At 41.6% G+C, this 22,914-nt stretch carries 22 protein-coding genes and 1 pseudogene; 9 read left to right on the top strand and 14 right to left on the bottom strand.

Going from position 1 to position 22,914, the window contains the following annotated elements; all coding sequences use genetic code 11:
* Window positions 1-9: 9 nt before the first annotated feature.
* Window positions 10-1,113: a fatty acid desaturase family protein gene (locus WAA86_RS14920; protein ID WP_337301822.1), complete on the bottom strand. Its 1,104-nt coding sequence runs from the start codon at window positions 1,111-1,113 to the stop codon at window positions 10-12.
* Window positions 1,114-1,221: 108 nt separating this feature from the next.
* On the opposite strand from WAA86_RS14920, the gene rsmG reads away from it, so the two are divergent.
* A complete protein-coding gene (gene rsmG, locus WAA86_RS14915) occupies window positions 1,222-1,857 on the top strand; it encodes a 16S rRNA (guanine(527)-N(7))-methyltransferase RsmG (RefSeq protein ID WP_337301821.1) in 636 nt (211 codons plus the stop codon).
* Here rsmG and WAA86_RS14910 read toward each other — a convergent pair.
* The 5 genes from WAA86_RS14910 to WAA86_RS14890 form a co-directional block, all read right to left on the bottom strand.
* Window positions 1,854-1,979 carry a hypothetical protein gene (locus tag WAA86_RS14910; RefSeq protein WP_337301820.1) on the bottom strand — a complete coding sequence of 42 codons (126 nt, stop codon included), beginning with the start codon at window positions 1,977-1,979 and terminating at the stop codon, window positions 1,854-1,856. The two genes, rsmG and WAA86_RS14910, sit on opposite strands and share 4 nt — an antisense overlap.
* 361 nt (window positions 1,980-2,340) lie before the next feature.
* Window positions 2,341-3,969 (bottom strand): L-glutamate gamma-semialdehyde dehydrogenase, encoded by a 1,629-nt coding sequence (pruA, locus tag WAA86_RS14905; RefSeq protein ID WP_337301819.1) that lies wholly within the window; start codon window positions 3,967-3,969, stop codon window positions 2,341-2,343.
* An 83-nt stretch (window positions 3,970-4,052) separates the two neighbouring features.
* Window positions 4,053-4,439, bottom strand: coding sequence for a Co2+/Mg2+ efflux protein ApaG (gene apaG, locus WAA86_RS14900; RefSeq protein ID WP_337301818.1), 387 nt, complete (start codon window positions 4,437-4,439; stop codon window positions 4,053-4,055).
* Between the two features lie 6 nt (window positions 4,440-4,445).
* Window positions 4,446-5,552: a DUF3667 domain-containing protein gene (locus WAA86_RS14895; RefSeq protein WP_337301817.1), complete on the bottom strand. Its 1,107-nt coding sequence runs from the start codon at window positions 5,550-5,552 to the stop codon at window positions 4,446-4,448.
* Between the two features lie 28 nt (window positions 5,553-5,580).
* Window positions 5,581-6,825: a type IX secretion system plug protein gene (locus tag WAA86_RS14890; protein WP_337301816.1), complete on the bottom strand. Its 1,245-nt coding sequence runs from the start codon at window positions 6,823-6,825 to the stop codon at window positions 5,581-5,583.
* A gap of 152 nt (window positions 6,826-6,977) precedes the next feature.
* Here WAA86_RS14890 and WAA86_RS14885 point away from each other — a divergent pair, with 152 nt between their 5' ends.
* The 8 genes from WAA86_RS14885 (at window position 6,978) to WAA86_RS14850 (ending at window position 14,513) form a co-directional block, all read left to right on the top strand.
* Complete coding sequence (locus WAA86_RS14885) at window positions 6,978-8,330, top strand: Na(+)-translocating NADH-quinone reductase subunit A (protein ID WP_337301815.1); 1,353 nt, start codon at window positions 6,978-6,980, stop codon at window positions 8,328-8,330.
* A 3-nt stretch (window positions 8,331-8,333) separates the two neighbouring features.
* Entirely contained in the window at window positions 8,334-9,602 is a 1,269-nt protein-coding gene (locus tag WAA86_RS14880; RefSeq protein ID WP_337301814.1) for an NADH:ubiquinone reductase (Na(+)-transporting) subunit B, read from the top strand.
* Between the two features lie 2 nt (window positions 9,603-9,604).
* The gene (locus WAA86_RS14875; protein ID WP_337301813.1) at window positions 9,605-10,357 is read left to right on the top strand and encodes a Na(+)-translocating NADH-quinone reductase subunit C; all 753 of its coding nucleotides are present in this window, start codon (window positions 9,605-9,607) and stop codon (window positions 10,355-10,357) included.
* A gap of 3 nt (window positions 10,358-10,360) precedes the next feature.
* Window positions 10,361-11,008 carry an NADH:ubiquinone reductase (Na(+)-transporting) subunit D gene (locus tag WAA86_RS14870; RefSeq protein WP_337301812.1) on the top strand — a complete coding sequence of 216 codons (648 nt, stop codon included), beginning with the start codon at window positions 10,361-10,363 and terminating at the stop codon, window positions 11,006-11,008.
* A gap of 24 nt (window positions 11,009-11,032) precedes the next feature.
* Window positions 11,033-11,767: an NADH:ubiquinone reductase (Na(+)-transporting) subunit E gene (gene nqrE, locus WAA86_RS14865; protein WP_337301811.1), complete on the top strand. Its 735-nt coding sequence runs from the start codon at window positions 11,033-11,035 to the stop codon at window positions 11,765-11,767.
* A 2-nt stretch (window positions 11,768-11,769) separates the two neighbouring features.
* Window positions 11,770-13,077 carry an NADH:ubiquinone reductase (Na(+)-transporting) subunit F gene (gene nqrF, locus WAA86_RS14860; protein ID WP_337301810.1) on the top strand — a complete coding sequence of 436 codons (1,308 nt, stop codon included), beginning with the start codon at window positions 11,770-11,772 and terminating at the stop codon, window positions 13,075-13,077.
* Between the two features lie 75 nt (window positions 13,078-13,152).
* Complete coding sequence (locus WAA86_RS14855; RefSeq protein ID WP_337301809.1) at window positions 13,153-13,512, top strand: Na(+)-translocating NADH-quinone reductase subunit F; 360 nt, start codon at window positions 13,153-13,155, stop codon at window positions 13,510-13,512.
* Complete coding sequence (locus WAA86_RS14850; protein ID WP_337301808.1) at window positions 13,512-14,513, top strand: FAD:protein FMN transferase; 1,002 nt, start codon at window positions 13,512-13,514, stop codon at window positions 14,511-14,513. The genes WAA86_RS14855 and WAA86_RS14850 overlap by 1 nt, the downstream gene beginning before the upstream one ends.
* Here the strand turns inward: WAA86_RS14850 and WAA86_RS14845 are convergent.
* The 8 genes and pseudogenes from WAA86_RS14845 to WAA86_RS14810 all read right to left on the bottom strand — a co-directional run.
* On the bottom strand, window positions 14,491-15,276 hold the full coding sequence (locus tag WAA86_RS14845) for a class I SAM-dependent methyltransferase (protein ID WP_337301807.1): 786 nt from the start codon (window positions 15,274-15,276) through the stop codon (window positions 14,491-14,493). The genes WAA86_RS14850 and WAA86_RS14845 overlap by 23 nt on opposite strands.
* Before the next feature lie 31 nt (window positions 15,277-15,307).
* Window positions 15,308-16,126: a type I methionyl aminopeptidase gene (gene map / locus WAA86_RS14840; RefSeq protein ID WP_337301806.1), complete on the bottom strand. Its 819-nt coding sequence runs from the start codon at window positions 16,124-16,126 to the stop codon at window positions 15,308-15,310.
* Window positions 16,127-16,270: 144 nt separating this feature from the next.
* Entirely contained in the window at window positions 16,271-17,788 is a 1,518-nt protein-coding gene (gpmI, locus tag WAA86_RS14835) for a 2,3-bisphosphoglycerate-independent phosphoglycerate mutase (RefSeq protein ID WP_337301805.1), read from the bottom strand.
* Window positions 17,789-18,377: 589 nt separating this feature from the next.
* A complete protein-coding gene (locus tag WAA86_RS14830; protein WP_337301804.1) occupies window positions 18,378-18,545 on the bottom strand; it encodes a DUF6747 family protein in 168 nt (55 codons plus the stop codon).
* A 127-nt stretch (window positions 18,546-18,672) separates the two neighbouring features.
* Window positions 18,673-19,440, bottom strand: coding sequence for a M48 family metalloprotease (locus WAA86_RS14825; protein ID WP_337301803.1), 768 nt, complete (start codon window positions 19,438-19,440; stop codon window positions 18,673-18,675).
* A 39-nt stretch (window positions 19,441-19,479) separates the two neighbouring features.
* Complete coding sequence (locus WAA86_RS14820) at window positions 19,480-20,214, bottom strand: M15 family metallopeptidase (protein ID WP_337301802.1); 735 nt, start codon at window positions 20,212-20,214, stop codon at window positions 19,480-19,482.
* Between the two features lie 247 nt (window positions 20,215-20,461).
* Window positions 20,462-21,586 (bottom strand): gliding motility-associated C-terminal domain-containing protein, encoded by a 1,125-nt coding sequence (locus tag WAA86_RS14815; RefSeq protein WP_337301801.1) that lies wholly within the window; start codon window positions 21,584-21,586, stop codon window positions 20,462-20,464.
* Between the two features lie 65 nt (window positions 21,587-21,651).
* Window positions 21,652-22,914: pseudogene (locus tag WAA86_RS14810) on the bottom strand (hypothetical protein); the annotation flags it as partial.

The raw sequence follows: 22,914 nt of genomic DNA, 5'->3' as shown, positions 1-22,914 counted from the left end.
AGTTTAAATTTATTGGTACTGTAGATTAGGTTTTTTACCCAATTCCTTTAAATGTTTGAAGTGCGAAATTATAGCTTTTCTGGTAGTTTTATATTCGTTGTAAGGTAAATTAAACTCTTTTGCCGTCTGTTTAACAATTTTGGAGATTTTTGTGTAATGTATATGGCTGATGTTGGGGAAAATATGGTGTTCCACCTGGTGGTTCAGGCCACCGGTAAACCAGTTTACGATACGGTTTTTGGTTCCAAAATTAACTGTGGTGAACAATTGATGGATGGCCCATGTGTTTTTCATGTTACCGCTATTGTCCGGTAATGGTGTCTGGGCATCGTTGACAATATGTGCCAATTGGAAGACAACGCTCAATACAACCCCTGCCACATAGTGCATGATAAAGAAGCCCAATAAAATTTTCCACCAAGCGATGTCCAAAACCAACATGGGCAATATGATCCAAATGGTGGCATAGATTATTTTGGTGATTACCAAAGTGCTCCAGTTGGTGGCCGGACTCGGAAGTTTGCCATAGGACAATTTACGCTTCATATAGCGGTACATCTGTTGGAAATCTGTAGTAATGGCCCAATTGAAAGTAAGGAGGCCATAAAGGAACACCGAATAGAAGTGTTGAAACCTGTGGTATTTGCGCCATTCGGCGTGCTTGGAGAACCTTAGAATGCGTCCCGCTTCCAAATCCTCATCATGTTCATGGATATTGGTGTAGGTGTGGTGAAGCACATTGTGCTGTACCTGCCAGTTATAAACATTCCCTGCCAAGATGTATATGCTACTTCCCATGATCTTATTGACCCACTTTTTGGTGGAATATGATCCATGGTTCCCATCATGCATCACATTCATCCCAACTCCTGCCATGCCAATACCCATGGTAATGGTCAGCAAAAGATTCGCCCAATTGGGCAATCCCAAGGTGAGAATGAGAAAGTAGGGTGCCAGAAAAAGGGTAAACATGACCGCAGTCTTAAGGTGTAACCGCCAATTTCCGGTTTTCTTGATATTGTTTTCTTTGAAATAATCGTTTACGCGCTTATTCAAGGTTCTGAAAAATTGGGTAGAATCCTTCCTTGAAAAACGAATGGTTTCTTTATCCATGAAGTGTATTTTTTTGTAAAGATAATATAATTAAGAACTAAAATTGTCAAAATGGTATTTTCCAACGAATGCAATGTGTTATTTTTGCCAAAAATTTAATTGGATATTATGGCCGTTGACCTCATTTATAAATATTTCCCTAACCTAACCCAAGAACAAAAGGAGCAATTCGCAAAATTGCAGGACTTATATCAGGATTGGAACCAAAAAATAAATGTAGTGTCCAGAAAGGATATCGATGAGCTGTACCTGCGTCATGTCCTCCATTCATTGGCCATAGCCAAGGTGCAACAGTTTAATCCGGGTTCCACGGTGCTTGATGTTGGAACTGGGGGTGGTTTTCCGGGTATTCCTTTGGCCATACTTTTTCCGGAAACCCATTTTACCTTGGTGGATGCCATTGGTAAAAAAATCAAGGTAGTGGAAGAAGTGGTAGCCGGATTGGGAATAACCAATGTAACCGCAAAAAATATGCGGGTAGAGGATTTGAAGGAGCAATTCGATTTTATTGTTAGTAGAGCCGTGGCCGCTATGCCCACCTTTGTACATTGGGTGAAAGGCAAAATTAAAAAAACGTCCGAACACGATAGGCGTAACGGTATACTTTATCTAAAAGGAGGAGATCTGTCTGAGGAATTGAAGGACTATAAAACGATTGAAATAACAGATCTTCCCAGCTTTTACGAAGAGGAATTTTTTGATACCAAAAAAGTGGTATACCTGCCAATGAAGTTCAAGGGCTAAATGCTGAGCATACTGTTATAGGAGTCTTTGCAGTTTTTTGCATAGGCCTTGATGAATTCTCCCATTTGGCCAAAAAAATGAATCAGCCTGTGCACGATGCTTTTTTTGTGTATGTCTTTCATAATTTCAAGGTTTTTGGTGGTCTTTGGATACTTTAACAACGTAGAATTAAACAAAAAATTACTAATAATGCAATTTTTCTACGACGTATTGTTTTGAAATTGAGGTGTTTCTGATTAATTGAAGCTTATTGTCTGTAAGGTATCCACTGCGCTAATGCAACCTGATCTTTAGTAATTTTATTAGAAACTTTAGCCCCGTATAGGTGATGGAGCAGTGCTTGTTATTGTTTCTCAAAATGGATGTAGTAGGATCAAAGTAAAGGTGGAAAGCTATGTGCTTCTATGAGGTGGACGTGGCAATAAACAAAAAAGCCCGCCAAGAATTAAAGTGCTTGGCGGACCTATAAACATGTGAGCTATTTTATCCTAAAAATGGATACCTATAGTCTTCAGGAGTTACAAAAGTTTCCTTGATCAATCGTGGAGAAACCCATCGTAGAAGGTTCTGTGGAGAACCAGCCTTGTCGTTTGTTCCCGATGCTCTTGCTCCACCAAAAGGCTGTTGGCCTACAACCGCACCTGTTGGTTTGTCATTGATATAGAAGTTCCCAGCACAATTTTGTAGGGCTTTGGTAGCCTCATCAATGGCGTAGCGATCTCTGGACAGTACGGCTCCCGTAAGGGCGTATTCTGAAGTTGAATCTACCAATTTCAAGGTCTTGGACCAGTCCTTATCCTCGTAAACGTAAATGGTGACCACAGGGCCGAACAATTCCGTTTCCATGGTGGTGTATTTTGGGTCCGTGGTCAAGATAACTGTAGGCTCTATAAAATACCCCTTGGATTTGTCGTAACCACCACCGGCAATAATTTCGGCATTTGAATCTGCCTTCGCCTGGTCTATATATTTCGCCAACTTGTCAAAAGATCCTTCGTGGATCACGGCAGTGATAAAATTGCTCATGTCCTCTGGTGATCCAGGCTTGTTCATCGTGGCCAAATCTTTCTTTACCAATTCCAGAATTTCTTTGGAAGTAGATTTAGGTAGGTAGACCCTGGAAGCAGCACTACATTTTTGTCCCTGGAATTCAAAGGCACCTCTTACGATGGCCGTTGCTACCTGTTGTGGTTTGGCTGTAGGGTGAGCAAGAATAAAATCTTTTCCTCCTGTTTCCCCAACAATCCTTGGGTAGGTCTTATAGGTGTGTATGTTGTTTCCTATCTGTTTCCAAAGTTCTTTGAATACATGGGTAGAACCTGTAAAGTGCAAACCAGAAAAATCTGGACTGGCCAAAACAGTTTCGGTGATCATCACAGGGTCTCCATAAACTACATTGATAACTCCGTCTGGAAGTCCGGCTTCCTTGAAGATATCTACAATCACCTTCGCTGAGAAAATCTGGCTGTCGCTTGGTTTCCAAATCACCACATTCCCCATCATGGCAGCACTTGCTGGCAGGTTACCAGCGATGGCGGTAAAGTTAAAAGGAGTAATGGCGTATACAAAACCTTCCAATGGTCTGTATTCTACGCGGTTCCATATACCTTCAGATGAGGCTGGTTGCTCTTCGTATATCTCGGACATGTATTCCACGTTGAAACGTAGAAAATCTATCAGTTCGCAAGCAGAATCTATTTCCGCTTGGTGGATATTCTTGGATTGCGCTATCATGGTAGCGGCGTTAATTTTTGCACGGTAAGGTCCTGCAATCAATTCAGCGGCCTTCAAAAAGATGGCAGAACGCTGCTCCCAAGTAAGGTTGGCCCAAGCTTCTCTGGATTCCAAAGCATTTTCAATGGCCTTGGAAACATGTTTCTTTTCGGCTAAATGGTAATGACCTACAATATGTTTGTGGTCGTGTGGAGGGGACATTGGTCTGGTGTTTCCAGTCTTGATTTCCTCGCTACCAATATATAGTGGCACTTCAACATTTCCATTGTAATACGCTTTGTACTGTGTAAGAACAGCTTCCCTCTCTGGGGATCCTGGAGCATAGCTCTTTATTGGCTCGTTAATTGCTGTGGGGACATGAAAAAATCCTTTACCCATGATGCTTTTATTTTAAGTTAAAATCGCATCAAATATACTAAATGAAAAACCTACTAAAAACTAAAATGGAGTAAATCAGGAAATTAATTCAAAGCAAAAGGAGCGCTGAATTTAAAGGTAGGAACATACACCCTAAATTTCTCCGTAGAGGTGAAATTTACCATGTTGTAATGCCCTTTCATGGCACCGATGGGAGAGGCCAATAGGCATCCGGAACTGTAGGTGTGGGATTCCCCTGGTTTAATGACCGGCTTTTTGCCAATAACCCCTTCGCCGTCCAAAATCTCCAATTCGTTCAGGGCATCGTAAATCTGCCAATGACGGGAGGTCAACTGTACGGAATCCTTGCTTTGATTTTCTATGGTAATGGTGTAACCAAAGGCAAAATGCATCTTATAGTTTTTGAAAAAAGTCCCTTCAAAACTAGTGGATACTGAAATTTTTATGCCTTTTGTAACCTGGGTGATCATGATTTTTTAATAAGTAATAATGGTTCCTGTAAACAGGATTAAGATTGAAAACGCAGCTAAAATAAAAAAAACAGTGTTAAGAATCAGATATTTAACAAAAGTTTTAAATCTTCCCTGCCCGTAAAAATTTCTCATGGACTTGTATAGGTAGATCGAAAAAACAAGTAGGAACATCCAGCCGGTCTCGGTCTTAAAAATAAAGTCAATGATTAAGCTAATAAGCAGCAAGATAAACAACAATGACTGAATGTGAAAGCTAAAGATGAGATGTTCGATGTAATTATATTTTTTTCTGATATACATCAGCCTAATGAACAGTGCAAAGACGGGTAGAAAGAAAAATATGAACAACGGCATTTTTGAAATGATAAAGCTCAAGAACGTTCCTGGTTCGTCTTCTATTTTCAATAGGCTCTTGGCAAGGTCAAAAGATTTCCTGTTCATATAGGTCTCTGGCACTCCGTAGTCTTTTTGGGCGCTATCGAATTTTTTTACCCTGTTGTGCTTTATCAAGGTCATAAAGAAATCGGTCTTCAGATAAAATCTTTCAAAGTAATCACGGCTATCCAGAGAATCGAAATAAAGTTTGGGATTGGCCAGTAAAGCAGAGTCTTTGGATTTGGAAAGCAAGTTGCCCTCCATCGCTTTTTTGAGGGAGTCAACTTCTTTTATTGCCGCTGCCTGTTCCGGTGATGTGATTATATTTTTATTTTCCAATGGTATGGGTGCGGCATCGTCTCCCATATCATTTATGGAGGAGAAATCCTGGGTGAAGCTGAACAGTAAAAAGTAGATAATGGCCAGACTCAATAAAAAACGAAAGGGGCTGGTGTAGGAGACCCTTTTTCCTTTTATATAGTCTTTAGTGATCCTGCCCGGGTGCAGCAACATAGCTGTCAAGGTCTTGACCAATCTGGAGTCGTACGAAATGATGCTTCCGAAAAATTCACTCACATAATCCTTGAGGGTAGGTTTTTTGATGCTGTTGATCTGTGAGCAATTGGGGCAGTATTTGTCGCTTATGTCCAAGCGGTGCCCGCAATTAAGACATTCCGTACCCCTAAATCTCAATTGGTTGGTGCCTTTGGAAGGTTTGGTTGGTAATGAGCCCATTGTGGTTCAAGGTTGGTGGCGGACTTTATTAGTTGCTTATTTCCCTGGAATTGGTAGAACCAATACCGATAATGCTATCGTATAAATCTCCGAAATTTCTATAATATACCAATATTAAATAGTTGTTCTCGGTAAAATGAAAATTGCCCGAAACGGTGTTGAGGTCCACATTGCCGTCTGCTCTTTTGATGACGTATTTGTAGTTATGGAAACCTTGTTTCATTTCAATGCTGGCTTCCATGTAGCCGCTCTGGTCATTGTATGTCATTTTGTTCTCATCGGTCAAGGCATAATTGTTGAATTTGCCGAATACATATACTTCATCCAATCCAATCTCTGGAGTGTATGGCAGGGAGAAGTGTATGTTGGTGTATTCTGCTTCCCTGGACTGGTCATCGCCTTGGAGTGTTCGGATGGCAAAGTCCCCGTTGATGTCCGGAAAATAGGTATACGGACGTTGATCCCTAAAGATATCCGGAAAAAGATAGTGGTTGTAGAGGCCGTCCATTTCAATGTGGGAGATCACTGCACTTGGTGCCCGTAGGTCCTTGGTGTCGAAATTCAGAAATTCGTTCCCCCCAAAAAAGCTGGTCTCCTGATCGTATTTGTAGACCAGTTCATTGCCTATGGTAAATTGAGGAGGGATGTTGTAGATGGCCGTTGGCCAGTAATTGTTCTGTAGGATGGCCACTTTCACCTCTCTTTTGGGGTTGACCAGCTGAATCCCGGTGGCTCTGATGTTGAACTGGACTACTTGTTTTTCATTGATATAATTAAAATCCCTGGATCGTTTGACCGTTGCTCCTACCGCGACCAGGTCTTGGTAGATGACGAATCTCCTTGAAAAGACAAGTTCGTAAGCGTCGTTGTAGATCTCCAGCATATAGTTGCCGCTGACGGTTGGTCTTACATTTTGGTTGGGGATACTGAGACGGTAGTTGGAATAGGCCTGTAGGGTATTATAACTGTTCTCGTAATCTATGATCCTTTGGTTGTCCACACCGCTTAAATACTGTGATTTCAATAGGGTGGAGGGCGTCCAATCGTAATCGCAGAGTGTTATTTTGTAGTAGTAATCCGCTTCGCGAGCGGAAAGATCATCAAATTCCAGGTAAATGGTCTCACCCAATTTTACAATCGGGAACTGATCATCCGTACTTCCCTTGAAAATAATGGTTTTGATATGCTCCGGTGGGTTCACCTCTTCAAGGACCTGTCCGAAAAGCATGGGAGAAACAAAAAGTAAAATGATCTGTTTAAGATTAAGGCGCATTTGTATTCTATTTTTAGGGTAAAAGTAAACAAAAAGGATGCCTAAAAAATTAACATTGGGGCAATCCCTAAATTTATGGGCAATAATTATGAAAACTTTCTTTTAAATACTAAATTTGCAACCAAATTTTGTTAACCTAAGGTCTACAATATATGTCTAAAGACATTCGAATTAAAAAAGGCTTAAACATTAATCTTGTCGGTGCAGCGGAACACGCAACTTCTAAAGCCGTTTTAAGTAATGTTTATGCAATCAATCTTCAAGATTTTCACGGGGTTACTCCTAAATTATTGGTCAAACAGGGCGCTGAGGTAAAAGCTGGCGAACCGCTTTTTTTTGATAAGAATCAAGAAGCGGTAAAATTTGTTTCCCCCGTAAGCGGAGAATTGGTGGAAGTAATCAGAGGAGAGCGCAGGAGAATCCTGACGCTAAAGATTCTTGCCGATAAAACGCAAGAACATGTGGCTCACAAACCTTTAAATTTGGAAGGGGCATCTCCACAGGATATCAAAAAATATTTGTTGGAAGGTGGTGTTTGGCCATTTGTAAAGCAAAGGCCTTATGATATCATCGCGAATGCAGAATCCACACCTAAGGGCATATTTATTTCAGGATATGTTACGGCGCCATTGGCTGCGGATCTGGACTATGTGTTGCAGGGTAAAGAAAAAGAAATGCAGGCGGCCATTACCGCACTGGGTAAATTGACCCCTGGTAAGGTGCATGTGTCCGTTGGAAAATCTTCCAACTCTCCATTGGCCGGCTTAAAGGGTGTTGAATTGCACAAAATGTCCGGACCACATCCTGCAGGGTTGGTAGGCACATTGATCAATAGAGTGGATCCAATCAATAAAGGAGAAGTGGTTTGGACCGTTACTCCCCAAGATTTGGTGATCATGGGAGAATTGTTGTTGACCGGAAAATTCAATGCCGAACGAGTGGTGGCTTTGGCAGGGTCATCTGTAAAAGCTCCTAAGTACTATGCGACTAAGATTGGTGCTGAAATTTCTACCGTATTGTACGCCAGTGGTGTGAACGGTGAAAATTTTAGGGTCATCAATGGAGATGTACTGACTGGTTCACAGAGCAGGCCTGATGGTTATTTGGGTTACTACAACAATACTGTTTGTGTAATACCAGAGGGTGATGACTACGAATTCTTTGGTTGGAACAAGCCGGTTTTCGATAAGATTTCCTCTACTAGGGCGCTGACATTCTCTTGGATGTTCCCAGATAAAAAATACGATCTTACAACAAATACCAATGGCGAGCACCGTGCTTTTGTTGTAACCGGTAGATATGAAGAGGTTTTTCCTTTGGACATTTATCCATTGCAATTGCTTAAGGCATGTATGATTGGAGATTTGGACGAAATGGAACAATTGGGATTATATGAAGTGGCTCCGGAAGATTTTTCATTGACAGAGTTTATTTGTATATCCAAACAGCCCCATCAGCAGATCATTAGAGAGGGATTGGACTTATTGTATAAAGAAATAGGATAAGAGATGAGTTTAAAAAATAATTTGCACAACTTAAAGGAGAAGTACAAAGGCAAGAAAATGGCTCCTGCGTTCAACGCATTGCATACCTTTTTGTACACTCCAAATGAAACAACACATTCTGGTTCACACGTTCGCGCTGCGGATGATTTGAAAAGAACCATGAATACGGTGATCATGGCTTTGATCCCAGTGTTGATATTCGGGATTTTCAATGCGGGGTACCAACACTATGCGGCTGTTGAAGCTGCCAATGGTGTCATAAGACAGGCTTCCCTTTTCGGAAACTTCTTGACTTGGGAAAACTTTTTAATGGGTGCCTGGACGGTATTGCCATTGGTGATCGTATCCTATGTTGTTGGTCTTGCTGTAGAATTTGTTTTTGCCGTGATCAAAGGCCACGAGGTAGAGGAGGGATACTTGGTAACAGGTATGCTGGTTCCCTTGATCGTACCTATTGATACCCCACTTTGGATGTTGGCCGTTGCCGTTGTCTTTGGTGTGGTGATCGGTAAAGAAGTATTTGGTGGTACCGGGATGAATATCTTGAACCCTGCTTTGACCATTAGGGCATTCTTGTTCTTTGCATACCCAACTTGGATGAGTGGAGATAAGGTTTGGGTTCATCAGGCTGTTGAAAGAGCAGGAACGGCAGATGCCATTTCTGGAGAAACCGTATTGGGTTATTTGGCACAGGGAAGATCGGATGAGGTTACGTATAGTCTCTCTGATATGTTCTTTGGTTTTATTCCTGGATCCGTTGGGGAAACATCAACCTTTTTGATCTTGTTGGGCGGTCTGTTCTTGATATTTACCAAGATAGCGAGCTGGAGGATTATGGTCAGTGCTGTATTGGGGGCATTGGCAATGGGACTTATTTTCAATGGAGTCGTTAGTACTGGATGGATCACCGAAAGCAGCAAATTTTATGATTTGATGAGTTTTGATTTCTGGCAGCATCTTATAGTTGGAGGTTTGGCATTCGGTATCGTTTACATGGCCACAGATCCAGTAACGGGATCACAGACAGAAGCTGGAAAATGGTACTATGGATTTTTCATTGGATTTATATCTGTAATGATCAGGGTGTTCAACCCTGCATATCCGGAAGGAGTGTTCTTGGCAATTTTGTTGATGAACGTATTTGCTCCTACCATTGACCATTATGTGGTTCGCGGTAACGTGAACAAACGTCTTAAGAGATTAAAAAATGCCAACATTCTTCCAAAGGATGCACATGGTGAAGAAAAGAAACTAAAAGTTGAAACAGTATAATTATGGCAATTAATACAGATAAAAACGTTTATACCGTTGTCTTTGCCGCTGTAATGGTAATTGTTGTTGGGGCAGTATTGGCTTTTTTGGCCTCTTCCCTGAGTGGAAAGATCAGTCAGAATGAGAAGTTGGAAAAACAACAGAACATTTTGTACGCCATGGGCATCAATGAAAATGAAGATGAAGGTAGTGTGAATTTTGTGCCGACCGATAGGGTGGCAGATGCATTCAACAAATACATCAAAGAGCAGATAGTTATTGAAGGTGATAAAATTACCGAAAATGACGAAGCATATTTGATCAATTTAAAGCAGCAAGAGACTGCCGCCAAAAGCGGTAAGACCAGAAAACTTCCGTTGTTTATTGGGGAGAAGGATGGGAAGAAGTTTTATATCATCCCCATGTACGGAAAAGGACTCTGGGATGCCATTTGGGGATTCGTGTCCTTGGATGAGAACTTGGTGGTACAAGGTGTTTATTTTGACCATAAGGCAGAAACTCCTGGATTGGGAGCCAATATCAAGCAACGGTATTTCATGGATGACTTCGAAGGGGAGTCTATTCTTGACGGTACGGAATATGCCGGTATCGCTGTGGCCAAAGGAAACAATGACCCTTTGAACAATACAAAAGATGATAATGAAGTTGATGCCCTTGCAGGCGCCACTATTACTGGAAACGGTGTAAGTGCCATGATCAAGGAGAGCGTTAATCTTTACAAAAGTTATTTGGAAACCATAAGAGCTAAAAATTAAACTATGGCACTACTTTCTAAAAAAGATACGGGTCTTATTATGGACCCATTAGCGGACAACAACCCGATTACCATTCAGGTATTGGGAATTTGTTCGGCACTGGCAATTACGGCAGAATTAAAGGCGTCCATAGTAATGGCTGTTTCTGTATTGTTTGTACTGGGACTGGGGAACGTTGTAATCTCCTTGATGAGGAATATTATCCCTTCCAAAATTAGGATCATCGTTCAATTGGTAGTGGTAGCTGCCCTGGTGATCATAGTGGATCAAGTGCTAAAGGCTTTTGCATATGAATTGAGCAAAACCCTTTCGGTATTCGTAGGGTTGATCATTACCAACTGTATCATTATGGGGCGTTTTGAGGCATTTGCCTTAGGGAATGGACCATGGAAATCCTTTTTGGATGGTATTGGTAATGCTGCTGGCTACGGTCTGATACTGATTATTGTTGGATTCTTCAGGGAATTGTTGGGATCTGGGACACTTCTTGGATTCAAGGTTCTGGGAGATCCTATTGCAAAAACAGGATTGTATGCCATCGGTTATGAAAACAATGGGTTCATGCTATTGTCACCCATGGCCTTGATCGTGGTAGGATTGATCATATGGGTACAACGTTCAAGGAACAAAGCCCTAATAGAAGAAAACTAGTAGTTACTTAAAAAGAACAATGTTATGTTAGAACATGTAGAATTATTCTTTAAATCCATATTTATCGATAATATGGTATTTGCCACGTTCCTTGGAATGTGTTCCTATCTAGCGGTGTCCAAAAAAGTGACCACTGCTGTAGGTCTTGGAGCTGCTGTTATCTTCGTATTGGCTGTTACCGTTCCCATGAACTGGCTATTGGACCAATATTTGTTGAGAGACGGTGCCTTGGTCTGGTTAGGACCAGAATATGCAGACTACAACTTGAGCTTTTTGTCATTTATCCTATTTATTGCAACTATTGCAACAATGGTACAGTTGGTGGAAATAGTGGTAGAAAAGTTTTCACCAGCACTTTACAACTCTTTGGGAATCTTTTTGCCATTGATCGCTGTGAACTGTGCAATCTTAGGTGGATCTTTGTTCATGCAGTCCAGGGATATCCAAACTGTTGGTTTGGCCCTTAATTACGGACTAGCCTCTGGAATAGGTTGGTTCTTGGCCATCTTGGCAATTGCTGCTATCCGTGAAAAAATAAGATACTCCAAAGTTCCTGCCCCATTGAGAGGTCTGGGTATAACTTTTATCATTACAGGACTTATGGCCATTGGGTTTATGAGTTTTGGAGGGATGCTTACTGGAGGTGATGAAGCTCCAAAAGAAGCAACGGAGACCACTGCCCAAAAAGTGGACGAAAATATAATAGAAAAAGAAGCCAAGGAAAACACGGTTTCTTACAACAATGCTATAAACAAATAAGAATGATTTTAGCTACAAGTACAGTTGGAACAATTATTATAACCGTAGTGGCCTTTATGGCACTGTTGTTATTATTGGTGGCTCTTTTGTTGTTCACAAAAGAAAAGTTATCACCTTCCGGTCCTGTGACCATCACCATCAACGGTGAGAAAAAGATTGAAGTGGGGTCTGGAAACTCCCTTCTTTCCACCTTGGGTAACCAGAAGATATTTTTGCCTTCTGCCTGTGGAGGTGGGGGAACCTGTATTCAATGTGAGTGCCATGTCCTTTCTGGAGGTGGAGATGCGTTGCCAACGGAAACACCACACTTTTCTAAAAAGGAATTGAATGCGGGTGCTCGTTTGGCCTGTCAGGTGAAGGTAAAGCAGGATATGGAAATTACCATTCCTGAGGAAGTATTTGGTATTAAAAAATGGGATGCAACAGTTGTTAGAAATTACAACGTAGCCTCTTTTATCAAGGAATTCGTTGTAGAAATTCCTGAAGATATGCCTTATAAAGCGGGAGGATATATTCAAATTGAAATCCCAGAATGTGAAATCAAATATTCGGATATTGATATTACGGCTCACCCGGAAGAGCATGAAACTCCAGATAAGTTTCAAGCAGAATGGGACAAATTCAACCTTTGGCCATTGACCATGAAAAATACCGAAACAGTGGAAAGAGCCTATTCTATGGCCTCCTATCCTGCTGAAGGTAGAGAAATCATGTTGAACGTCCGTATTGCTACACCGCCTTGGGATAGATCCAAGAATGGATGGATGGATGTAAATCCCGGAATTGCATCATCGTATATTTTTGCCCAGAAGCCAGGTGATAAGGTTGTTATCTCGGGTCCTTACGGTGAATTCTTCATCAATGAGTCAGACTCTGAGATGTTGTACGTAGGTGGAGGTGCCGGAATGGCGCCAATGCGTTCGCATTTGTACCATCTGTTCAAAACTTTAAAAACAAACCGTAAGGTTACATATTGGTACGGAGGTCGTTCCAAGAGGGAGTTGTTCTACTTGGATCATTTCTACAGATTGGAAAAAGAGTTCCCGAACTTTAAATTCTATCTGGCCCTTTCTGAGCCATTGCCAGAAGATAACTGGAAGGTTAAGGAGAATATAGATGCTCCTGGAGACGGTTTCGTTGGATTTATACACAATTGTGTTATTGACAATTACTTGAGCCATCACGAAAGCCCTGAGGATATAGAATTGTATTTCTGTGGACCTCCATTGATGAACAAGGCTGTTCAGAAAATGGGTGAGGATTTCGGAATCCCAGATGAACATATCAGGTTTGATGATTTTGGTGGATAATCTCCCCAACATGAGCATGATCAACATAATTAAAACCGATATTTCTGATATCGGTTTTTTTATACCCCATGAATTATGAAAGAACTGACAAGGCAAGAATTGCATAATTTGGCCATGAACATCGTTGGAAAGCATTTGGAAGCTGCCGGATATGAATTTGTTGCCATTAACAGTACCTTGGGGAAAAATCCCCAGTTTGTCTGTACCAAGGAAAAACAACTTTCTTTTGTTGTGGTGCGGAATATTCCATACCCCGAAGATCCCAGGGAATACGATGAAGGATTGATGCGCAAGATAAAGGCCCATGCCAAAAAATCAAATGCCCAGGTGTATTATGCCGGGGTCGGTTTGGTAAATGCAAAGGAATACAAGCTACCCGTTTATTTGAATGAAGAATATATCGTGGATTACGATGGATTAATAGCCATAGAATAATGAAAAGATTACTTTTAATACTGGCAACTGGAATGTTGCTCGGCAGTTGTACCTCCAAACCGGAATGGATAAAAAATTTCAACAGTGGCTCGGCCTTGGGCACAACGTATCATATCACCTACATCAGCAAGGACAAACTGGATTATCAGAAGGAGATCGATTCTGTTTTTGAGGTTATCAATAGGTCCATGTCTACCTACATGCCCACTTCCGATATCTCCAAGATCAATATGGGCGATACTACGGTGGTGGTTGATCATATGTTCAGGGATGTCTTTGAGCTTTCCAAAGAGATTTATGATAGGTCCAATGGTTATTTTGATCCCACGGTGGGTTCATTGGTGAACGCATGGGGCTTTGGTCCTGGGAAACAAATAGCGTTGGATTCGCTGAAGGTGGATAGTATATTGCAGTATGTGGGCTTTGATAAAGTTGGTATTTCTGCCAACAATCTGGTCACTAAGGCTGATGCAAATATTTATTTCGATTTCAACGCCATAGCCAAGGGATATGCCATAGATCGGTTGGCACTGATGTTGGAAAATCATGGAATCACAGATTATTTGGTGGAAGTAGGTGGGGAGATTGTCGCCAAGGGCGAGAATAAGGTAAAGGAGAAACAATGGGTTGTAGGTATAGACAATCCTGAGGGGGACGACAAACCTAAAATTCTGATCAATTTAAAAAATACGGCTCTGGCCTCCTCCGGAAATTATAGGAAATTTAGGGTAGATTCCATTACAGGGAACAAATTTGTACATACCATAGATCCCAAAACGGGATATACCAAAAATTCCAATATTTTGGGTGCCAGTGTCATTGCCAACAATTGTGCCAAGGCAGATGGTTATGCTACGGCCCTAATGGCGATGGATCTCGAGGATTCTAAAAAGTTGCTGGAAAATGATCCTACGATAGAGGCTTATATCATTTATTCGGACCAGCAGGGGAAAACACAAAGTTTTGTGACCAAAGGGTTTACTGCCCTGCTTTTGGAATAGTTTTGCGAACCAACGGGATAATTTCTCCATGTGCCAGACGGTAGGTTTCAATGGCCTCAGGTTCCATGGTTGCTGTATAATCAACCTCATCTACCTGAAATCCTATCTGACGTAGTTTGGCAAAGTAATCCTGTCCATAAATACGTACATGGTCGTACTGCCCAAATATCCTGGCCCGTTCCTTTTTGTCCGTAATGGAATTATCCTCGTAGGTGGTTTCCCGTTTCAAATCTTGCGGAATTTGAAAAATTCCCCATCCACCCGGTTTAAGGATCCTAAAAAGTTCCTGCATGGCCTTGGTATCATCGGGGATATGTTCCAACACGTGATTGCAAAGGATTATATCAAAGGAATTGTCCGTAAAGGGCAGATTGCAGATATCGGCTTTAATATCCGCCAAGGGCGAATTGAGATCCGTAGTTACATAGTCCAGATTTTCCAATTGCTTAAATCGCTTATAAAAAGCCTGCTCCGGTGCAAAATGGAGGACCTTATGCCTTCCGGTAAAAAAGTTGGTCTCATTCTTTAAATACAGCCATAACAAGCGGTGCCGTTCCAAAGATAGGGTAGAAGGAGACAGGACATTTTCCCTGGGATTCTCATATCCATAGGGCAGAAATTTCCTGAATCGCTTTCCATCTATGGGGTCTATATGTGTCTCACCTTTTAAAGTAAGTGCCAAAATGGGCCTGGCCAAATAGCTCAATTGGATCAAAAGAGGTCTGGGAATGGTATTCAGGATATATTTAAAGATATTTTTCATGTGCAGTAATCCCAAGTTGGATAACCAAGAATTACAATTGCAGCTTTTTCTGCCTGAATTCGTCCTCTTCATTGGTTTTGATACCAAGTGCCTCATTAATGTACTTAAAGGTGGACAATAATTCTGGTTTCCCATCAATTAGGGCAACATCGTGCTCAAAGTGTGCACTGGGCAATCCATCTGCAGTAAGAATGGTCCAGCCATCCTTCAGTTGTTTTATTCTATGGGTCCCCATATTGGTCATAGGTTCTATGGCAACCACCATCCCGTTCACAAATTTTTTGCCTCGCCCTCTTTTGCCATAATTGGGCATTTCAGGGTCTTCGTGCATTTTTCGACCCAAGCCATGGCCTACGAGCTCTCTGACCACACCATATCCATGATCTTCGGTAAATTTTTGAATGGCATAGCCAACATCCCCAACACGGTTGCCATATTTGAATTCTCTGATACCTACATAAAGGGATTCCTTGGTGACTTCCAATAATTTTTTGATCTCTGGGGATACCTCTCCAACTTCAAAAGTATAGGCATGATCTCCATAGAAATCATTTTTAAGTGCGCCACAATCTATGGATATAATGTCGCCTTCCTGTAACGGGGTATCGTTTGGGATACCATGCACCACTTGGGCATTGGGGCTCATGCAAAGGGTATTTGGGAAATCGTACAATCCAAGGAAACCAGGAATAGCTCCGTGGTCCCTGATGCATTCTTCGGCAATCTTGTCTAAATGTAACGTGGTAACGCCAGGTTTTACTTCACCTGCCAGTACCCCTAAAGTTTTGGAAACTATCAAGGCACTTTCGCGCATCAATTCTATTTCTTCTGCTGTCTTTATCTTGATCATAGAATGCAAAGGTAAAACTTTACTTTATAATTTGTGTTTTTGTACCATAAAAGTGGGCAATGGATACTATGGTGGCTGTTTTGGTACTGGACAAAAAAAAGACCCTCATTGTTGAAGGCCTTTCAGTTTTATGGATGCACTAGTCTACACCAGTGATTCTTGTGTCATCAGTTCGGGTTGTGAAACGCCCATTAATTTAAGAATGGTAGGAGCAATATCCCCTAAAACTCCATCCTTGATCATTTTGATGTCATTGTCCACAAGGATCAATGGAACAGGGTTTGTGGTGTGTGCCGTATTTGGACTGCCATCTGGGTTGACCATGGTATCACAATTTCCATGATCTGCAATCAAGATGGTCGTATAGCCATTCTCGAGTCCGGCCGTAATTACAGAATTGGCACAGGAATCCACAACCTCACATGCTTTTATGGCCGCCTTCATATCACCGGTATGCCCTACCATATCAGGATTGGCAAAATTTAGGCATACAAAATCGACCTCACCTTTTTGCAGTTCGGGTATGATGGCATCCCTAATGTCAAAAGCACTCATTTCTGGTTGTAGATCGTAGGTCGCCACTTTTGGTGACGGACAAAGGATACGTTGTTCCCCATCAAAAGGAACCTCCCTACCTCCATTGAAAAAGAAGGTAACGTGGGGGTATTTTTCTGTTTCCGCAATCCGGATTTGTTTTTTGTTCGCTTTGGCCAAGGTTTCTCCCAAGGTCTGCTCTATATTGTCCTTGTCATAGACTACTTTGATTCCTTTGAAGGAATCATCGTAATTGGTCATGGTAACATAGTAGAGGTTTAACTTATGGGTGTTCTGCTCGTGAAAATCCTCTTGGGACAACATTTGTGTGAGTTCCCTTCCTCGGTCTGTCCTAAAATTGAAGAATATCACAACATCGCCATCTTTGATCTTGGCTACGGGGGTTCCGTCAGGATTGGTCGCTACTATGGGTTTTATAAATTCATCGGTTACCTTGTCATAATAACTATCTTGTATGTCGCTGAGCAGGTTATCTGAAGCTTGACCCGTATTGTGAACCAATAGATCATAGGCCATTTTTACGCGCTCCCATCTTTTGTCGCGGTCCATGGCATAATATCTACCTATAACGGTGGCTATTTTGGCATGCTTGTCATCACAGAATCTAGAAAGATCTTCCAGGAATCCCTTACCGCTTTTAGGGTCCACATCCCTACCATCGGTAAAGGCATGTACGAACATATTGTTTACACCAAGATCTTCACCGGCCTGTATAAGTCCTTTTAAATGCGTGATGTGGGAATGTACCCCTCCATCGCTCAATAGACCTAGAAAATGTACAGGTTTATTGTGTTCCTTGGCATACATAAAGGCGTCCTTAAGAACCTGTTCATCCTTCAATGTATTCTGTTTGATGGCGAGATTAATCTTGGCCAGATCCTGGTATACGATCCTCCCTGCACCCAAATTCATATGTCCTACCTCGCTATTCCCCATTTGACCTTCCGGAAGGCCAACATTCATTCCATCGGTAAGTAGATTGGCATTGGGATATTTTTTATAAAGGGAATCAACAAAAGGGGTGTTGGCGTTGTCTATGGCTGAGATTTTAGGGTCGGGAGACTTACCCCAACCATCCAAAATCATCAAAATTACTTTTTTGTTCATTGGTTCATCATTTTGCTTATTTCAAAAATAGGCCGATTTCGCATGGATTACTAGCAATAGGGGAGCTTTTTCAAAAATTTCACATTCAAGGCGATCCTTGTTGTAGCTGCAACCTATTTAGGGTTTTATTGTTAAAATTGTGTTAAACATACTGTATCCGTGAAACAAATTGGCGTTTTCGGGGTCTATATAAGTATCCCAGTTGATCTTCATTCCTAGCGAGATGGATTAATAAAATGTAATCCGACTTCCAATTTACTACCTACAAATAGAAAGATACATGTCGATTCTTAGTGAATCACAGAAAATTATTAAGAAGGTGTCATTTTAATTATACGAGGCCATTTATCGGGGGAACGTGGTTTTGTACGGAGATTTAAATTGATGATTTTCATCAATTTTATTGAACTGACACCTTCTAATAATATAATTCTTAGCAGTAATATGTTGCCGCCGTACAGCTGATCTGGTAAGTAGATGTTATCGTTAACGAAACAACCCCATGGAAATTAACTCCATGGGGTTGTTTTTTTTAGTTTATCCGCTCTATATAGTGTTCAGGTAAAAGGGCAACTAAACTATAGATCACTTAAAATTTAAATCCTGTGACAGCTCTGTAAGTAAAAGCATAAAGCGCCATAAATAGCATTATGACACAGAAGACTGAATAAACCTTTAAGAGAATTACTACAAACTCTGGTTTACAATTCTCGAAGGCTTCTAAGTAAATACTTTTAAAATGTAATAGTGTTCCCATATAGTCTTGTTTAAATGATTATTAATCAAAGCTATAAGGGTTAAATCTGAGGCGTTAGAATGATTTGGTGTGGATTCAAATATAATAAAATGGAATTATAATGAGCTATAATTAGAACTAATTAACACTAATTCTGGTCTTTGTACTTTTTGATAGCTTCTTTGATCTTACCAATTCTATTTTCCGGATCGGGATGGGTACTCTGGAATTCAGGGGTTCTATTTGGCCCGGCTGCTGCTTTCAATATTTCCATCACCCTTATCATTTCATTGGGCTCATAACCGGATTTCATCATAAACAAAACCCCAAGGTCATCACTTTCCAATTCATCACCACGACCATTTTTCAATAGGGTATTTTGTCCAATACTGCTAACAATGCCACCGGCATCGGCCCCTACAGAAGCACCCATGGAAACTGTTTGCCAAAATTTCCCGTCGGCTATTCTTTCGGCAGAGTGCCTTCCTATCACATGGCCAATTTCGTGTCCCAGTACACCGGCCAATTGGGCTTCATTGAGTTGGGAGAAAAGGGCATAGGTGATGAACACCTGACCTCCGGGGAGGGCAAAGGCATTAATAGTGTTTTCATCGGCCAGCAAATGGAATTCGTATCGGTATGGTGTTTCCCTGGCAATACTATTGTTCACCAATTTGTTCCCTATATTATCCACCAAAGCCTGCATATGCTCATCGGGATGGAGTCCGCCGTACTGCTGGGCAATTTCAGGGGCGCTCTGCAGGCCAATGGCAATTTCCTGTTCAGAAGTCATGTTGATATTCTGTTCCCTGCCGGTATAGGGGTTTTCTTCCTTGTTGCTACATCGTTGAACAAAGGCGAAGGCTACTATGGCCAAACCAATCAATATCCTGATTTTCCAGTTCCCGCTTCTCATATTGGAAAGATTAGCAACATACGTTGGTGTTGTAACGCTTTATAAAAGTTCTGGATTAATATCCAGTATGTTGTCCAAAATGTATGTTCTTACAAAGCCCGAAGTGAAATGTTCTGTTCCCAAAAAGTCTTCTTTTTGTAGTATTTGCATGATGTTTTTACTTCTAAAAGCCTTTAACATAGGAACGGAAATAGGGGCATAGCTAAAATGCCAAGGTTCATATTTAAATCCTTTTCTTTTTGGGGTGTCCGTATACACCAGATAAAAGCCAAATTTGTTGGCATTGGCATCCATCCAAGCTTTAAAATTTTCGTAAGGCCCACCAACTTCAAATTTCTCGGGAACAAGTACGTCTCCCTCAACTTTGGGTTGACCGTCCACTATATCTATATCCGTTCCCCAATGATGCCTGCTGGTTCCAGGGATGGTAGAGTATTCAATGATCTTGTCTATGGCGTTCAGGGGTTTAAGGCCCTCTTCTTCCGTAAACTGGAGATATTTACGTTCCCAAATGGCAGTTTGCCTGTCAAAACTTCTATAACTGGAAACCATTTTTATATCAATACCTTCAGTATAAGCGGCCTTTTTCATTTCCAAAAAAGCATCGTGCGCTTCTTTTCTTAGGTTGATGCCCTTACCGTAAAGAGGAATATCCACTTTGCCCATAAGTTCTAGGATAGAGTATTCCTCTTCCTGGGAAATCATAAGGTTGGGCAGTAAGGCTATTGCCAATCCGGATGCACTACTTTTTTTAATGAAGGATCTTCTTTGCATATCGTGGTCTATTTTGTTGCACAGTACAATGTTGTTTCTGTACATCGTATATCAAAAAGGCTGCCAATTGCTGATCACAACTTTAAAAAAGAATAATCAAACTACTGAAAGCTCCATGTTCGTTTCAAAGTTAAGAAGTATTTTGAAACTTTTGATATATCAAATTTAGTGGTTGATAATATTGATATTGGAACTATCAACTATAGTTTTGAAGCAATTGCAATGATCTACAGGAGTGTAAAAAAGGTTATGGGTTGATATAAAGATATCCTTGATGTTTTTTTTGAGTGTCTTTAAGGGTAGCCAAATAGAAATAAATACCACTAGGTAATCCATCACCTCTTTTAACCACCCGTTTTGTATTGGCCATCCCATTGAACTCATTGGTGTAATTGGCTTTGTAATAAACTAAAAGGCCATTTCTGTCGAAAATCTCCAAGGTATTGTTGGGGGAAGTTTCCATCCCATCAATCACCAAGAAATCATTTTTGCCATCTCCATTGGGTGTCAGGTAATAATTGTCCAATTCCTTGACGCTGTAGGTTTCATAAATATCCTCATTTCCTCCAATGGTCAGGATCTCGTAGTCGTTCGGGATAAATAGGTCAGATGTGATTTCTCCACGAATCATTTCTCCCCTGACATTGGTATTTCCCAAATTGACCCATTGCTGTTCTTCCTTGCTCCAGCCAACTACTTTTAGGTCGCGTAATACTTCTCCCAAGACTCCAACATTGCTGCGTTCATCCCATGTAAGTGTAACTTTGGAAGGAACGGAACCTTCCAGCCGCCAAAATTCTTCATAGCTGACACTGAAAATACCATTGCCCATAATGTCGGTATTAAAACTGTTTTGGAAGGTTGATGGTGCATTTGGGTCTTCATAAAAATAGGCCCCTTTGGCCAAGGTGTTGATGCCTGTAGAGGTAATGGTCAATGGCCGCAATCTATTGTCGTCCCCTATGGGAAAGGTAAAGGATTGTTCCTTTTCAATTAAACTATACCCATTAACCTTAGAAGTGCTGCTTTCTCCCGTGTAAAAGGCATCTTCCATGTATTTTATATGGATATCTGTTTTGTCCCTTGGGGTAAATATATTTCCTGAAATAAAATTGCTATTGTTGATCACGGCAATCGGGGTTTCAATAAAAAGCCCGTTGTCTACGGCAATTTCGGTATCGTAAAAAATAGGGGGGAAGGCACCAGAAAGGGTTATCGCCGCATTTTCATTGTAAAAACCTACCAAGCCCATATTTTGGTCGAAAGTCCCATCATTGATCACATCCATATGGAAGCCCACCATGGCATCGCCATGGACTTGGATATTCCCATAATTATGCACTGCATTTTGGGCATTTAGTCCCCCATACATGCAAATGATGATTAGGAGTAATATGTTCGATTTAAGTCCCATTAATATTCTGACTATAAATTTCTTTATGGGTTATTGATAAGGTGCCAGTCGGTACCATCACTTTGAATCCAAAAAACGGAGCCCTTGTTGATCTTGTTTTGTTGTTTGCCATCCACATCAAGAAAATTTCGGGATGTGTAATTATCCTTATTGCCAATATTTTTAAGGATATATATTCTTCCTGCACAGCTTGAAGCTGCCGGAAGTGTAATGGTCAATTCAGCCGTGCTATTGAAAATTATGGTGTAATCATCCGCAGTCAGGGTAGTATTCGTGGAGGTACTTCTAATTCCCGTGGCAAAAGATCCAGAGGTATGTAGGGTAGAGGTAGGGTTGGTGGTGCCAACGCCCATCATCCCATTGGTCATTCCCAACTTACGTCCGTTCATATTATAAGTTCTGTTCTCCGCGCTCTGTACTAGATTGGCAGTAGCCAGATTGTCTTGTAGACCTGTTCCTGCCGGACCCTGTGGCCCTTGCGGACCAGTTGCCCCTGTAGCTCCAGTATCACCCTTGTCGCCTTTGTCCCCTTTGGGTCCTTGGGGCCCGGTTGCACCAATTGGTCCTTGAGCTCCAGTTGTTCCCACTGGTCCTGTAGCACCTGTAGCTCCAGTATCACCTTTTGCTCCTTGAGCTCCAGTTGCTCCTGCCGGTCCTTGTGGACCTGCAGCTCCGGTATCTCCTTTGGCTCCTTGGGGTCCAGTTGCACCAGTAACACCGGTATCCCCCTTATCTCCTTTGGGACCTTGGGGCCCGGTTGCACCAGTTGCTCCAGCCGGTCCTTGTGGACCTGTAGCTCCGATATCACCTTTGGCTCCTTGAGCTCCAGTTGCTCCCACTGGTCCTGTAGCACCTGTACCTCCGGTATCACCTTTGTCTCCTTTGGTGCCCTTACAATCCAAGGCATCATACTTACCATCATTATTTACATCTTCACTTGGATCATTGATACGATTGCCATTGGTATCCCAACAATGAATTCCTGCACTACCAGGATCGCCATTAGGACCCTTGTCTCCAGTTGCTCCCTTATTTCCTTCGGGTCCTTGGATGCCCTGTTCTCCCTGCGGGCCTTTATCTCCAGTTAGACCTTTGTCACCCTGAACGCCTTGATCTCCCTGAGGTCCCTTGTCTCCAGTTTCACCTTTGTCTCCGGTCAAACCTTTGTCTCCGGTAGCTCCTTTATCGCCCTGAACACCCTGAATACCTTGGTCTCCTTGAGGACCTTGGATGCCCTGGTCTCCCTGTGGACCTTTATCCCCAACTTCTCCTTTGTCTCCGGTTAA

The sequence above is a fragment of the Sediminicola sp. 1XM1-17 genome (assembly GCF_037203765.1).
Classification (GTDB): domain Bacteria; phylum Bacteroidota; class Bacteroidia; order Flavobacteriales; family Flavobacteriaceae; genus Sediminicola.
Note: the sequence above shows the minus strand (reverse complement) of the source record. Positions and strands in the feature narration are given on the sequence as shown.

Coding starts and splice junctions, on each gene's coding strand:
- WAA86_RS14815 (WP_337301801.1), bottom strand. CDS start 21,586: ATGTATGGGGGACTAAATGCCCAAAATGCAGTGCATAATTATGGGAAT.
- WAA86_RS14890 (WP_337301816.1), bottom strand. CDS start 6,825: ATGCGCCTTAATCTTAAACAGATCATTTTACTTTTTGTTTCTCCCATG.
- WAA86_RS14920 (WP_337301822.1), bottom strand. CDS start 1,113: ATGGATAAAGAAACCATTCGTTTTTCAAGGAAGGATTCTACCCAATTT.
- WAA86_RS14870 (WP_337301812.1), top strand. CDS start 10,361: ATGGCACTACTTTCTAAAAAAGATACGGGTCTTATTATGGACCCATTA.
- apaG (WP_337301818.1), bottom strand. CDS start 4,439: ATGATCACCCAGGTTACAAAAGGCATAAAAATTTCAGTATCCACTAGT.
- WAA86_RS14820 (WP_337301802.1), bottom strand. CDS start 20,214: ATGCAAAGAAGATCCTTCATTAAAAAAAGTAGTGCATCCGGATTGGCA.
- WAA86_RS14875 (WP_337301813.1), top strand. CDS start 9,605: ATGGCAATTAATACAGATAAAAACGTTTATACCGTTGTCTTTGCCGCT.
- rsmG (WP_337301821.1), top strand. CDS start 1,222: ATGGCCGTTGACCTCATTTATAAATATTTCCCTAACCTAACCCAAGAA.
- WAA86_RS14910 (WP_337301820.1), bottom strand. CDS start 1,979: ATGAAAGACATACACAAAAAAAGCATCGTGCACAGGCTGATTCATTTT.
- gpmI (WP_337301805.1), bottom strand. CDS start 17,788: ATGAACAAAAAAGTAATTTTGATGATTTTGGATGGTTGGGGTAAGTCT.
- pruA (WP_337301819.1), bottom strand. CDS start 3,969: ATGGGTAAAGGATTTTTTCATGTCCCCACAGCAATTAACGAGCCAATA.
- WAA86_RS14885 (WP_337301815.1), top strand. CDS start 6,978: ATGTCTAAAGACATTCGAATTAAAAAAGGCTTAAACATTAATCTTGTC.
- WAA86_RS14825 (WP_337301803.1), bottom strand. CDS start 19,440: ATGAGAAGCGGGAACTGGAAAATCAGGATATTGATTGGTTTGGCCATA.
- WAA86_RS14880 (WP_337301814.1), top strand. CDS start 8,334: ATGAGTTTAAAAAATAATTTGCACAACTTAAAGGAGAAGTACAAAGGC.
- WAA86_RS14895 (WP_337301817.1), bottom strand. CDS start 5,552: ATGGGCTCATTACCAACCAAACCTTCCAAAGGCACCAACCAATTGAGA.
- nqrF (WP_337301810.1), top strand. CDS start 11,770: ATGATTTTAGCTACAAGTACAGTTGGAACAATTATTATAACCGTAGTG.
- WAA86_RS14830 (WP_337301804.1), bottom strand. CDS start 18,545: ATGGGAACACTATTACATTTTAAAAGTATTTACTTAGAAGCCTTCGAG.
- WAA86_RS14845 (WP_337301807.1), bottom strand. CDS start 15,276: ATGAAAAATATCTTTAAATATATCCTGAATACCATTCCCAGACCTCTT.
- nqrE (WP_337301811.1), top strand. CDS start 11,033: ATGTTAGAACATGTAGAATTATTCTTTAAATCCATATTTATCGATAAT.
- WAA86_RS14850 (WP_337301808.1), top strand. CDS start 13,512: ATGAAAAGATTACTTTTAATACTGGCAACTGGAATGTTGCTCGGCAGT.
- map (WP_337301806.1), bottom strand. CDS start 16,126: ATGATCAAGATAAAGACAGCAGAAGAAATAGAATTGATGCGCGAAAGT.
- WAA86_RS14855 (WP_337301809.1), top strand. CDS start 13,153: ATGAAAGAACTGACAAGGCAAGAATTGCATAATTTGGCCATGAACATC.